This is a genomic window from Microbacterium sp. DWRC1-3 (assembly GCF_049896645.1).
Classification (GTDB): domain Bacteria; phylum Actinomycetota; class Actinomycetes; order Actinomycetales; family Microbacteriaceae; genus Microbacterium; species Microbacterium maritypicum.
Window position 1 is genome coordinate 43,935 of the sequence record NZ_JAFCUS010000002.1, and the last position, 12,574, is coordinate 56,508.

General features: G+C 69.0%; 14 protein-coding genes. 6 read left to right on the plus strand and 8 right to left on the minus strand.

Annotated elements, in window-relative coordinates:
- The first annotated feature begins 102 nt into the window (after positions 1–102).
- Positions 103–1,455 carry a flavin monoamine oxidase family protein gene (locus tag ACP699_RS12890; RefSeq protein ID WP_151486725.1) on the plus strand — a complete coding sequence of 451 codons (1,353 nt, stop codon included), beginning with the start codon at positions 103–105 and terminating at the stop codon, positions 1,453–1,455.
- Here the strand turns inward: ACP699_RS12890 and ACP699_RS12895 are convergent.
- The 8 genes from ACP699_RS12895 to ACP699_RS12930 all read right to left on the minus strand — a co-directional run bounded on the left by ACP699_RS12895 (position 1,446) and on the right by ACP699_RS12930 (position 6,159).
- Positions 1,446–2,171 carry a Pr6Pr family membrane protein gene (locus ACP699_RS12895; protein ID WP_426171650.1) on the minus strand — a complete coding sequence of 242 codons (726 nt, stop codon included), beginning with the start codon at positions 2,169–2,171 and terminating at the stop codon, positions 1,446–1,448. The genes ACP699_RS12890 and ACP699_RS12895 overlap by 10 nt on opposite strands.
- 103 nt (positions 2,172–2,274) lie before the next feature.
- Complete coding sequence (locus ACP699_RS12900; RefSeq protein WP_055876235.1) at positions 2,275–2,664, minus strand: DoxX family protein; 390 nt, start codon at positions 2,662–2,664, stop codon at positions 2,275–2,277.
- Positions 2,665–2,693: 29 nt separating this feature from the next.
- On the minus strand, positions 2,694–3,449 hold the full coding sequence (locus ACP699_RS12905; RefSeq protein ID WP_426171652.1) for a ribonuclease H family protein: 756 nt from the start codon (positions 3,447–3,449) through the stop codon (positions 2,694–2,696).
- Positions 3,450–3,560: 111 nt separating this feature from the next.
- On the minus strand, positions 3,561–3,806 hold the full coding sequence (locus ACP699_RS12910; RefSeq protein WP_426171654.1) for a hypothetical protein: 246 nt from the start codon (positions 3,804–3,806) through the stop codon (positions 3,561–3,563).
- Positions 3,807–3,889: 83 nt separating this feature from the next.
- Positions 3,890–4,225 carry a hypothetical protein gene (locus tag ACP699_RS12915; RefSeq protein WP_426171656.1) on the minus strand — a complete coding sequence of 112 codons (336 nt, stop codon included), beginning with the start codon at positions 4,223–4,225 and terminating at the stop codon, positions 3,890–3,892.
- Positions 4,226–4,285: 60 nt separating this feature from the next.
- A complete protein-coding gene (locus tag ACP699_RS12920; protein ID WP_017831187.1) occupies positions 4,286–4,591 on the minus strand; it encodes a protealysin inhibitor emfourin in 306 nt (101 codons plus the stop codon).
- The gene (locus ACP699_RS12925; RefSeq protein ID WP_426171658.1) at positions 4,566–5,636 is read right to left on the minus strand and encodes a M4 family metallopeptidase; all 1,071 of its coding nucleotides are present in this window, start codon (positions 5,634–5,636) and stop codon (positions 4,566–4,568) included. The genes ACP699_RS12920 and ACP699_RS12925 overlap by 26 nt, the downstream gene beginning before the upstream one ends.
- Positions 5,637–5,715: 79 nt before the next feature.
- Positions 5,716–6,159 (minus strand): hypothetical protein, encoded by a 444-nt coding sequence (locus tag ACP699_RS12930; RefSeq protein ID WP_141387264.1) that lies wholly within the window; start codon positions 6,157–6,159, stop codon positions 5,716–5,718.
- Positions 6,160–6,322: 163 nt separating this feature from the next.
- On the opposite strand from ACP699_RS12930, the gene ACP699_RS12935 reads away from it, so the two are divergent.
- The 5 genes from ACP699_RS12935 to ACP699_RS12955 all read left to right on the plus strand — a co-directional run bounded on the left by ACP699_RS12935 (position 6,323) and on the right by ACP699_RS12955 (position 12,572).
- Positions 6,323–7,636, plus strand: a complete 1,314-nt coding sequence (locus ACP699_RS12935; protein WP_055869232.1) for an ABC transporter substrate-binding protein — start codon at positions 6,323–6,325, stop codon at positions 7,634–7,636.
- A 5-nt stretch (positions 7,637–7,641) separates the two neighbouring features.
- Positions 7,642–8,604, plus strand: a complete 963-nt coding sequence (locus ACP699_RS12940) for a carbohydrate ABC transporter permease (protein ID WP_017831191.1) — start codon at positions 7,642–7,644, stop codon at positions 8,602–8,604.
- On the plus strand, positions 8,601–9,545 hold the full coding sequence (locus tag ACP699_RS12945; RefSeq protein ID WP_017831192.1) for a carbohydrate ABC transporter permease: 945 nt from the start codon (positions 8,601–8,603) through the stop codon (positions 9,543–9,545). The genes ACP699_RS12940 and ACP699_RS12945 overlap by 4 nt, the downstream gene beginning before the upstream one ends.
- A complete protein-coding gene (locus tag ACP699_RS12950; RefSeq protein ID WP_426171662.1) occupies positions 9,542–11,179 on the plus strand; it encodes an amylo-alpha-1,6-glucosidase in 1,638 nt (545 codons plus the stop codon). Before ACP699_RS12945 ends, ACP699_RS12950 begins: the two co-directional genes overlap by 4 nt.
- Positions 11,180–11,258: 79 nt before the next feature.
- Positions 11,259–12,572, plus strand: coding sequence for an ABC transporter substrate-binding protein (locus ACP699_RS12955; RefSeq protein WP_302794345.1), 1,314 nt, complete (start codon positions 11,259–11,261; stop codon positions 12,570–12,572).
- Positions 12,573–12,574: the final 2 nt, after the last annotated feature.

Sequence of the window (12,574 nt, forward strand, 5' to 3'; positions counted from 1 at the left end):
GCCGGTTTCGCCGTCTGCGGGCACACCTCTTCCTGAGTTGTGAACGCGGCAGGCGGACGCCGACAGGCGGAACCCGGCCGCTCGGGATAAAGTGGCGACACGATGAGGATCACGCGCCGCACTCTGCTCCTCGGCGCCGGAGCCGGTGTCGCTTCGGTTCTTCTCGCCTCCTGCACCCCGGAACCGACACCCACGCCGACGCCCACTCGCACCCGCGAGCCGGAGCCGCCGCCCGGCGTCCCCGCCGCAGCCGGCAGCATCCGCAGCACCTGGACCACCGATCCCTACGCCCTCGGCGCCGCCAGTTTCACACCCGTCGGCGTGCTCGCCGGCACCCGCCTGGCGCTGGGCGCCCCCGTGGACGCACGCCTGTTCTTCGCGGGCGAGGCGACGGATGAGGACGCTCCCGGCACGGTGCGCGGCGCGATCAGCTCGGGCACGCGCGCGGCAGAAGAGCTTCTGGTCCCGGCGACCTCAGGGGAGCGCGTCGCGGTCGTGGGGGCGGGGCTCGCCGGCGCCACCGCTGCCGCTGTGCTCGCCGAGGGCGGCATGGAGGTCACCGTCTTCGAGGCGAGGGACCGGGTCGGCGGGCGCATGCACTCCCGCGTCGACGACTCGTGGCCCCTGCCGGTGCAGCTCGGCGCCTGGCTCTTCGGCACGGACGACGCCGAGGTGCTCGACCTGATGAGCAGCGGAGACGTCGGCGTCGTCGAACTGGCGGGTCAGCTCTGGCACGGGCCCGAGGGCGACCTCGACCCGATCGACCCCCAGCCTTTCGACGCGGCGATCACAGCGGCGCAGGCCGCCCCCGAAGACTCCTCGGTCACCGATGCGTTGACCGCCGCGGGTATCGATCCGAGTGATCCGGCGACCGCGGCCCTGCTCGCGATCCTCGCCGCCCGCACCGGTGCCGGCGCCGACGAACTGTCGAGCTGGTTCGCGCCTCCCCTGCCCACGGGAGACCCGAAGGCCGCGACCGGCGACGTCGCACCGTTCATCGAGCAGGCCCTCGACGGGGTCAAGGTGGGGCTCAACTCTCCGGTCGCCCGCCTCGCCTACGACGATTCCGGGGTGAGCGTGCGCCTCGGCACCGGTGAGGCGCTGTCATTCGATCGGGTCATCGTGACGGTTCCACTCGGCGTGCTCCAAGACCGCAGCATCGAGTTCGACCCGCCCCTGCCATTCTCCAATCGCGGGGCGATCTCGGCACTCGGCATGGGCGCGATCGAGACGGTCTGGCTGAGGTGGGACGAGCCGTTCTGGGAGAACGACGAGGCGATCTGGCACTCCGTCGGCGCCGACGTGGCCATCGCGACCTGGATCAACCTGCGACCCGCGACCGGCGAGAACGTGCTCGTCGGGATCGTCGGCGGCGCGGCGGCAGCGGAGTTCGCGAAGCTCGACGAAGACGAGGCGATCGAAGCGGCCCTCGCCTCGCTCGCCCTCTACGTCTGACCGACCCGTTCACCGGCTCTCGCCTGCTCCGGCGTCGATGCCTGCGCAGTGCCCTCGGGCTTCCCGCGCAGCCGTTTCGGCACCGGCATCCGGCTGATCAGCACGAGCACGGTGGCGACGACCGTGAACGTGCCCAGCGCGATCGCGGATGAGATCAGGAACTCCATCGGACCGCTCACCTGCCGCGGATCGAGGAAGTAGTACGGGTACCAGCCGATCAGTGGGCCGCGGATCATGGTGGCGACGCCCCAGATCACCGGGTACGCCAGCGACACCGGGATCACGCGCCAGGGCACGGAGCGGTGACCGGGTGCGAGAGCCCAGGCCGCCACGGTGACGGCGGGGAGCCAGAAGTGCAGCACCTGATCCGACCAGGGCACGTCGATGCGGATGCCGCGGATGCCGGCCTGCCAGACCAGGATCGCGAACACGAGTCCGGCCGTGATCGTCCAGGTCAGAACGAGTGCCAGGGCGACGGTGAGCCAGCGAGGATCCTTCGCGCGGCGCAGCGCGAGGATGCCGGCGACGGTGAGCAGCACCACGAAAGCGATGTTCGACTGGTTCGTCAGATATGCGAAGAAGTTCTGGCTCGCGATCGTGTTCGATGCGAGACCCCAGGCGAGCCGGTGGATGAGCGCCACGAGACAGACGGCGGCCGCGCTGAGGCGGAGCAGGCCGAAGACGGTACGCGCCTTCACCGCTGCGTCACCCGCCATTCCTTCATCTGCCGAGTCTACGGACCTCAGCTCGGAGGACCCGTTGTGCCGCAGAGGGCACGCGTCCCTGACAGTGGTGAGTCCGTGCGGGTGGTCCGGCCCGTCAGCGTCGGGGTTCGCGGGTCGACCACAGCGCCAGCGCGACGAGCACGGGCTGGAAGAACAGCCGCACGAAGCGCTTCATGTCCGTGTCGAGACCGAAGCCGTCGCGGTGGTGCATCCACTGCGCCACGTTGCCGGGGAACACGGCGACGAAGAACAGAGCAGCGATCGTGCCGACCGTGCGCCGACGGCGTCGTGCCAGCAGCAGGGCGGATCCGAGTGCGATCTCGGCCACGCCGGAGGCGAGCACCGTGGTGTCAGGATCCAACGGCAGCGACTCGGGGACCTGCGCCTGGAACTCCTCGCGCGCCACCGTGAGGTGCGAGACGCCCGCGAAGACGAGGGAGGCGCCGAGGAAGATACGGCCGATGGTGCGGGTGGGAGTCGACATGGTGCGAGTGTACGCCGCGGTCGCTGCGCTCAGATCAGGCGGCGGAGCGCCTCTTCGAGCGAGATGCCCTGAGCCTCGGCCCGGTCGCGCAGCCGCGCGTGCTCGTCGGAGGAGAGGGGGATGCGCAGCTCGATCGGGTCATCCGCCGGTGCGTCCCACCCGTCGAGGAGGTCGGCGGCCTCGGCCCAGAGCGGCTCAGCGACCGACGTCGGGGCCGCGGGGGAGGGCGCGGGAGCTGCGGCTGCAGGCGTGCTCGACGGCGCGGCGGACGAGGAAGCGGCGACCGGTGCCGACGCGGCGACGGCGGCTCCGGCGTCTGTCGCGCGGGTGAAGCCGGGCCCTCGGCGCGGTTCCTGCTTCGCCTGGTACGCCTTGGCCGCGGCGTTCGCGCGCTCGTCGGCGGCCTCGTTCAGCGGGTGTCCTGCGTGGCCTTTGACCCAGGAGAACTCGACGTTCCGGCCACGGATGGCCTCATCGATGCCCTCCAGCAGATCGCGGTTGAGCACGGGCCCGCCGTCGGACTTGCGCCAGCCCTTGCGCTTCCACCCCGGCATCCACTTGGTCACGGAGTCGATCACGTAGCGGCTGTCGCATTCGATCAGCAGCTTCTCGTCGGTGCCCGCCGTCGCGAGCAGCAGCTCGAGCACGGCCCGCAGCTCGCCCTGATTGTTGGTGCCGTGCGGGGATCCGCCGGCCGCCCAGTTCTCGTCGTCGATGTACCAGGCCCAGCCGTTGGGGCCGGGGTTGCCCAGGGCGGAGCCGTCTGCGGCGGCGGTGATCGTCATTCCTCAACCGTAGCCGCGCGCCCGTCCTTCATTCGCACTCGGGCCGCAGGGATCGGACGCAACGCGCGTCGCGGAGGAGCCTCGCCGATCCGGCGATCCTGCCGCGAGGCGTCAGTCCTCTTCGGGATCTTCGCTCAGCGGCTCGGCGTTCTCGGTCGAGGTGGCCTCGGGGACGGGAGGCGCGACCGGGAACAGGACGGAGCTCAGGTCGCCGCTGGCCTCCGCGCCGAGGCCGATCGACAGCGGATCGACGACCGGCGCCGAGTCGAGCACATCCGTCTCGGAGCGCTCGAGCGGCTCCGAGGGCAGCACCCACTGGTTCTCTTGCTCTTCAGGCTTCTGCTGAAACAGTCCCATGGGTTCCATTGTGAACCCGCGTCGCGGCGAAGAGGCCGGATTCACACAGGATTGATCGGATGCGGCCCGCGCGGGTGACGACGTCAGGCCGCGGCCGCACGGCGGAACGTGAAGTATCCCGACACGGCCCCGTGATTCACCACACCCGTTCCGGTGCTCATCACCCGATCGGATGTGGTCGCGCCCGAGTCGACGAAGGCGTATCCGGTGTGCTCGAGTCGCCAGCCGACGCGCTCGACCTCGCCGAGGAAGTAGCCGACGCTCTCGTTCTGGAGGCACTCGTTCGCCGCCGAACCCCACGATGACGGTGCTCCGGTGAGACGGCTGACCTCGACCTGCAGGTGCAGCAGGGGGTCGCCGCGGGTGTGTGCCTCGCGTGCCGCGCCGAGCAGCCGTTCGGCTTCTTCTATCGTCAGCATGATCCCCCTTCTATGCGCCGTCGGTCGACGGCTCATCTGCGAGCGTACGTCGGTGGGGCCTCAGACGGAGGCCGCACGCACGGCTTCGACGAGCGCGCGCCAGGGGCCGTCGAGCGCCGAGTCGGGCAGCTCCCGTTCGCGGCGCTCCGACGGTGTGCGCGCCCGGATGCTCCACACGAACCGGTCGGCGCCGGATCCGGCGTCCGTCTCCTGGTCCCACGGGCAGCGGTCGATCAGGTCGATCCAGTGCACCGCATCGTCGGGCGCGGCCTCCACCCGCCATTGCCGGCGGATGCCGGCGATGCCGCCGGTGCGCACCACCGCGATCGCGACCTGCGCGTCAGTCGGTGGAGGGGACTCGCTCATCTCCATAGACTCCCACGGTCGTCCACGCGCGTCGAGCCGCTGCGGCTGTGGCGGCATCGACGGCTGCGGCCGCGGCGACGGTGGCATCGGCGAACTGCGTGAAGGTCGCGGTGCTCGACAGGCCGCCCGTGAGCGCGCGATACCAGACGGTGCCCGCGCGTTCCCACGCCTTGCCACCGAGGTCGATCGCGAAGAGGGCGAACGCGCGGTTGGGGATTCCGGAGTTGATGTGCACTCCGCCGTTGTCTTCCGTGGTGCGCACGAAGCCGCTCATGTGGTCGGGCTGCGGGTCTTTGCCGAGCTCGTCGTCGTCGTAGGCGGTGCCCGGCGCGATCATCGAACGCAGAGCCGAGCCCTCGACGGCGTCGGTGAAGATCTCGGCGCCGATCAGCCACGAGGCCTGGTCAGCCGTCTGGCCAAGGGCGTACTGCTCGGTCAGGGCGCCGAACACATCGGCGATCGACTCGTTCAGTGCGCCGGGCTGGCCCTGGTACTCGAGGTTCGCGGTGTGCTGCACGACGCCGTGCGCGAGTTCGTGTCCGATGACGGTGAGCGAGCCGGTGAAGTGCTGGAACACCTCGCCGTCGCCGTCGCCGAACACCATGCGCTCGCCGTCCCAGAACGCGTTGTCGTAGTCGACGCCGTAGTGCACGGTCGCATCGAGCGGCGCCCCGGCATCGTCGAGCGAGTTGCGATCGAAAGCGGCCAGGAGCATCTCGAACGTGGCGCCGAGTCCGTCGAAGGCCTCGTTGACCGCGGGGTCTTCGACGGGCCCGTCGTCTTCGCCGCGCACGATCGCGCCCGGCAGCTGCTGCGTGTTGCCCGCATCGCTGATCGTGCGGTTCGGGGCCTCGGACAGCTGGGCCACGAGGTCGCCGTTCTCGTCGATCGAGAGGTCGATGCGCGCGCGGAACGGCGGGCGGCCGGCCGTGAGCGTCTGCCGTGCGGCGGCCGCGGCCTTCGGGAAGCGACCCGACTCGGCCAGGCGCGCGAGCAGATAGGAGGGGACCACTCCATGATGTTGTGCGGATGCTGTGCTGCTCATGCTGCGACCCTACGCCGGAGGGCCGACGTTCGAGCGGTCTCGCCCGCGTTCCGGGGAACTTCTCCGCTCGACGCCCCGGTCAGTCGCGCTCGATGCTCAGAACGGTCGTACGCAGTCCGCCGGACTCGTACTGCACGGGCATGCCCGGGTGGTCGATCGAGAACCAGAAGATGCCGTCGTCGGTGTCGTACCGGCGGCAGGTGAGCGCGCCGAGCGGTGTCGACAGGCTCACGGTCGACACGCTCGTGGTGCCGGCGTCGAAGGCGGCATGGCCCTGCAGCTCGGCCCAGGTCACCCGGTTCGAGACGACGGCCTTGGGGTCCTCCGCGGCCCAGCGGTCGAGGGTCGCTCCCTCGTCATCGGTGTCGTGGAAGCGGTTGACGTGCTCGGCCATCGGGCCGTCGGGGCCTTCCAGCAGAAGCCGGATCACGGTGCCTGTTCCGGTGGCGTCGCGGATCTCGGCGGCGGTGAACGGCGTCGGCAGGAGTCCGGGGCCGAGCAGGTGCGGATCGGAATCGGTCATGCATCCAGTCTGCGCCACGGGTGACCGGCACGTCACGGGATGGTCTCGATGGAGCGATCCGGACCGGCGATCCTTGACAGGATTGCGTTCTGTATACAGAATACCAGTACGCCCGAAGGGGTGATCCCGACCTAGATCTTCCAATGATGAAAGAGGTAGCGAGATGGCACGTGCGAACGTGACGCGGTATCTGGCACTGGGTGCCGCCGGCGCTCTGGCACTCGGACTCGCCGCGTGCAGCGGTGGGGGCGGAGGAGGCGGAGGGGGTGTCGACGCCGACGGCAAGGCCACGGTCGTCTGGTCCACCTGGGGCACGGCCGACGAGCTCACCCGCTACGAGGAGTTCAACAAGGACTTCATGAAGCGCCACCCCGACATCACCGTCAAGCTGCAGCCCGTCGCCGACTACGGCGACTACCACTCCAAGCTGCTCGCGCAGCTCACCAGCAACACCGCGCCCGACGTGTTCTACGTCGGTGACGACAAGATCGGTCAGTTCGTCGACTCGAAGCGCCTGATGCCGCTCAGCGAGCTGATGGACTCGAAGGACAGCAAGACAAAGAAGGACGACTTCTTCCCCGGTCTCTTCGGCGCCGCCGAGAACGACGGAGAGGTCTACGCTGCTCCGAACGACTCCAATCCCGACGTGTTCTGGTACGACAAGCAGGCGCTGGCGACCGCCGGGATCACCGAGGACCCCGCGACCCTGGCCGAGAACGGCGAGTGGACCACCGACAAGTTCCTGGAGATGAACAAGAAGCTCCACGACGCGGGTCTCACCGGCACCATGTACTGGAACTACTGGGCGACGCACTGGAGCTGGCTCTCGTCGCAGGGCCTCGATGCTCCCTATGACGATTCCGGAGCCTTCGTCGCGAACAAGGATGCCGACACCGTCGAGTCGGTGCAGCAGCTCGGCGACCTGTTCGAGGACGGCACCTTCGTCGTCGCCGACACGCTCCCTGACGGCGCCGGCGCCGACAGCGTGTTCGTCACGCACAAGGCCGGCTTCTTCGTGCAGGGCCGCTACACGATCGGCACGGTCGATGCGACGGGCGAGCAGGACAGCTACGACATCGTGCAGTGGCCGACCCCCGACGGCGAGGCCGCTCCCACGGGCGTGGCGACCAGCTTCCTCGCGATCAACGGCAAGACCAAGGTGAAGGACGCGGCCTTCACGTTCTGGACCGAGTTCCTCTCCGCCGAGGGGCAGACCTTCCGTCTGCAGGGCGGCGGCAACGCGGTCCCCTCGATCAAGGGCGCCGACGAGGTCGTGCTCGAGGGCGACTATCCCGCACACGCCCAGACCTTCCTCGACATGCGCGACATCGGTTTCGAGGACTACCCCGCCGAGGCACGCGTGCCCGGCCTGCCGACCGCCATCGCCGATGAGTTCCTGAAGCTCTACCAGGGCAAGGCCGACGCACAGGAGACGCTCGACACCATCGCCGACCTGGTCAAGGAACGGTCGGAGTAGAACGAGTGAGCACTCTCACCGAGAACGGGCGGATGCCGCAGGTCACCCCTGCGGCATCCGCCCCGCCCCTGCGCAAGGAGGCGCTCTGGCGTCGCCGCGACCGCCTGTGGGGCTACGTCTTCGTCGGCCCTCAGATGATCGGCATGGGGCTGTTCGTCGTGCTGCCGTTCGCCGCCAGCCTGGTGCTCGCGTTCGCGGACTGGGACGGTCTGACCGACCTCACCTGGGTGGGTTTCGCCAACTTCGCCGATCAGCTGACCGACCCGCTCCTCGGTCGCGCGATCCTCAACACGCTCATCATCGCGATCGTCACGGTGCCGATCGGCCTCGGACTCTCGGTGATCGTCGCCGTCGCGCTCGAGAAGCTCAAGACGCGCACGCTCTACCTGATCCTGTTCTTCGCCCCGGTCGTGACCTCCACGGTCGCGGTGGCGATGATCTGGCAGCAGATGTTCCGCTCCGACGGGCTGCTGTCCACGACGATCTCGAAGGTCTTCGGGGTCACCCCGCCCGACTGGCTGCAGGACCCGAAGCTCGCCCTCCTCGCCGTCTGCATCGTCACCATCTGGTCCTCGATGGGCCTCAACGTCGTGATCTTCCTCGCCGGGCTGCAGAACATCTCCCCCTCGGTGATCGAGGCCGCCCGCATCGACGGCGCAGGGCCCTGGAGGCTGTTCACGAGCATCCGCCTGCCGCTGCTGTCCCCGATCGTGTTCTTCTCGTCGGTGGTCGCCTTCATCTCCTCCCTGCAGACGTTCGACACGGTCTACGTGCTGGTGCAGGACGCCGGCCCCGACAACGCGACCCGCACGATCGTCTATCACATCTTCGATCTGGGCTTCGGGCGCTTCGAGTTCGGTCCGTCGAGTGCCGCGAGCATCATCCTGCTGCTGCTGACGCTCGTCATCACCGCGGTGCAGTTCGGCGCGCAGAAGAAGTTCGTCCACTACGAGGATGACCCCGCATGAGCATTCAGACTCCTCCGCTGACCGGCCCCGCTCCGGCGACCGACTCCACCATCGCCATCACCGCGCCCGGATACCGCTCGCGCGGGCGGGGAGGCCCCTCCGTCGATCGCGCGCGCCGCCGGTTCGGGTCGACCCTGCTGCACGTGGTGCTCGTGGTGGCAGGGATCGGCATGGTGTTCCCGTTCGTCTGGATGCTGCTGACCTCGTTCAAGACCCTGCCGCAGCTGCTGAAGAACCCGCTGCAGTTCCTCCCTGATCCCTGGACCTTCGAGAACTACACGCAGGCCTGGAACGCGGTCCCGTTCGGTCAGGCGTACCTGAACAGCGCGTACATCGCGATCCTCGTGGTGGTCGGCACGCTGCTCACGGCGTCGATGGCGGGATATGCGTTCGCGCGGATCCGGTTCCGCGGCAGCAAGGTGCTCTTCATCGTCTTCCTCGCGACGCAGATGATCCCGAAGCAGGTGACGCTGATCCCGTTCTACCTGCTGATGTCGAACCTCGGCTGGGTCGACTCGCATCTCGCGCTGATCGTGCCCGGCATCATGGCGAACCCCTTCGCGGTGTTCCTGATGCGGCAGTTCGTGCTCGCCCTGCCGCGGGAACTGGAAGAGGCGGCCATCGTCGACGGCGCCGGCCGCTGGCGCATCTTCTGGAGTGTCGTGCTCCCGAACCTCAAGCCCGGTCTCGCGGCACTCAGCATCATCGTCGCACTCGACGTCTGGAACGCCTTCCTGTTCCCGCTCGTGCTGCTGAACTCGCCCGACCTGTTCACGGTGCCGCTCCTCCTGAACGCTTTCGAGGGCCAGCAGGGATCCATCAATTACGGACTCGTGATGGCGGCTTCCGCGATCGCGACCGTGCCGATGCTGATCGTGTTCGTGATCGGTCAACGCAAGATCCTCAACAGCATGGCCGCCTCGGGACTCGGAGGGCGATGATGACGGATGCCGCCGCGCTCGCCGGGCGCCGCCTCGACCTGGTGTCCGCGCCCTTCACGCTGCCGCGCTCGCGCGTGCTGGTGTTCCGCGGCGACGACGGCGAGGGCGTGCGCGTGCACACCTCGGAGTACGAGCGGCGGCTGTCGGACTGCCGGGTGCTGGATGCGCTGACCGTGATCGGCGCCGGGGGCGAGGTGCTTCCGGTGACCGACGTGCATCCTGCGCGAGTGACGTTCGGCGCTGCTGCGGCGACGCTGACCTTCGCCGATCCGTCGACGCTGAGCCTCGGGGGAGAACCGGGGGCGCGGGTGCGGCTGCGGCGTCCGGACGGTCATGTCGAGGAGCATCTGCTCGGCGGCGGCATCCGGTTGCACGTCGCCGCGGATCGTGCCGTCGCGGTGGAGAGCGGAGACCACTGCGCAGCGCTCGCCGCGACCGAGGCGATCTGGGCCGACTGGTTCGCGAAGTGCCCGAGCGTGCGCGACGATCTGCAGGAGATGGCGGCGTTTTGCTGGTGGGTGCTCGGTGCGAACATCGTCGAGCTGCCGTCGCTGGGCGATGCCAGGGCGATCGTGCCGTCGAAGATCGGCTACGTCGGTCTCTGGCAGTGGGATGCCTACTTCATCGCCGTCGGCCTGCGGCACGGCGACCCCGAGCTCGCTCGTGAGCAGCTCGATATCGCCTTCCGGTTCCCGCAGCCCGACGGGCAGCTGCCCGATGTCGTGCACGAGCTTGGAGTGCTGGCGACCAGCGACGACCTTCCCGAGAGCGACCGCGCGAACCTGCGTCGTGCCGGATCGCAGATCGCCGATCCGAGTGCGCCCGTGCCCCTGACCAAGCCGCCGCTCGCCGCGTGGGCGCTGCGCAAGGTGCTCGAGGTCGAGGATGCTCCCGACTATGCGCGCACGCAGCTGGCCCGCATCGTGCGCTCGCAGGACTGGTGGTTCGCCGGGAGCGACCTCGACCACGACGGGATGCCCGAGTACGGGCATCCGTACTCCTCCGGGCTCGACGACAGCCCGATCTTCGACGGTCCCCTGCCGACCGCGGCTCCCGACCTCGGTGCCTACCTCGTGCAGCAGGATCGGGAGCTCGCCTCCCTGCTGGTGAAGTACGAGCCGGATGCCGACGTGGAGCGGTTTCGTGCGCGGGCCGAGACCACACAGGAGCTGCTGTTGCGCATGTGGGATCCCGAGCGGAGCCGGTTCCTCGCCTTCGGCGGCGGAGAGCCGCAGCTCAGCGACACCGTCGTCGGGCTGATGCCGCTGCTCACGGGCACGTTGCCGGCTCCCATCGCCGCGGCGCTGCGTCAGGCCGTCGACGACCCCGAGCGCTTCGCCCTGCCCTGGGGGCTGCCGACCGTCGCGGCCTCCGATCCCGATTTCTCGGAGGAGCGCATGTGGCGCGGACCGGTGTGGGTCAACACGAGCATGCTCGTCGCCGAGGGGCTGGAGGCGTCGGGGCATCCCGAGCGCGCGCGGGAGCTGCGTGAGCAGACCGTGGCCCTGGTGATCCACGGCGGGGGCCCGCACGAGTACTTCAATCCGCAGACGGGCCAGAAGGCCCGCACCGCCACCACCGCCTTCGGCTGGTCGGCCGCGCTGTTCGTCGACCTCGCGGTGCAGCTCAGCTGACCCCGCGTCGCGGAACATCGCGGGGCTCTGCGCTCTCCTGTTGTATTCAATATTCATTTCACGGACGAAGGAGTCAGTCATGAAGAAGAAGCTCACCGGAATCGCCGCGCTCGTGGCAGTGGGAGTCGGCCTCGCCGGATGTGCGGCCGGAGGAGTGCCCGGCGGCGGATCCGGGGTCGCGCTCGACCCCGATGCGACGCTCGACGGCGAGATCACGGTCTGGTCCTGGGACGTGGGCGCCGTCGCGCTCGAGCGTCTGGCCGCCGACTTCGAGAAGGCTCACGATGGCACCACCGTGAAGGTGGTCGACGTGGGATACGACAACGCGTACGACAAGATGTCGGTCGGCTTCCAGGCCGGCACCGGGCTGCCCGACGTCGTCACGATCGAGACCGATGCGGCCCCCGGCTACATCACGCAGTTCCCGAAGGGTATGCTCGATCTGAACCCGATCCTGGGCGACGACGAAGCCGACTTCGACCCGTTCAAGTGGTCGGCGGGATCGGATTCCGAGGGCTCGCTGCGCATCGCCCCGTGGGACTCCGGCACCGTTGCGCTGTACTACCGCACCGACATCGTCGAGCAGGCGGGCGTCGACATCGAAGCCGCGGAGACCTGGGACGATCTGATCGCGGCGGGCAAGGTCATCAAGGAGAAGACCGGACACACGCTGCTGTCCACCGACCTCTCCGCCGGTGGCGGCTTCCAGATGCTGCTGCAGCAGCTCGGGCAGGGGTTGTTCAACGAGGCGGGGGAGATCACGCTCGACTCGCCGGAAGCCGTGCGCGTGCTCACCATGCTGCAGGAGATGAACGAGGCCGGTCTCATCAAGAACGTCACCGGATGGGACGGGCGGGTCACGTCCGCGAAGGACGGCGACTCCGCCGTGACCGCAGACGCGGTCTGGTGGATCGGCACGCTCCAGGGCGATGCCCCCGAGCTGAGCGGCAAGTACGCCGTGCTCCCGCTCCCGGTGTTCGACGAGGGCGGCGCCCGCACGTCGAACAACGGCGGATCCGGCCTCGCGGTGCCTGCGCAGGCGAAGAACCCGCAGCTGGCCGCGGCGTTCGTCGACTTCGTGCTCGCGGATGCCGACAACCAGGTGTCGATGATGACGAACGAGGGTCTCTTCCCGTCGTACCTGCCCGCGCTGGAGTCGGACTACTTCTCCAAGCCGGTCGAGTACTTCGGCGGTCAGCCGGTCTACGAGACCTTCGCCGAGCTCACGGGCCAGATCCCGCCGATCGTCTACACCTCGGACAGTGCAGAGGCCTCGGACATCGTCGCCAACGCCGTCGCCGCCGCCGTGCTGAACGGCGCCGACCCCGCCACCGTGCTCGCCGACGCGGCGAAGCAGCTCGCTACCTCCACCGGTCGAGAGGTCGCGGAGTAACC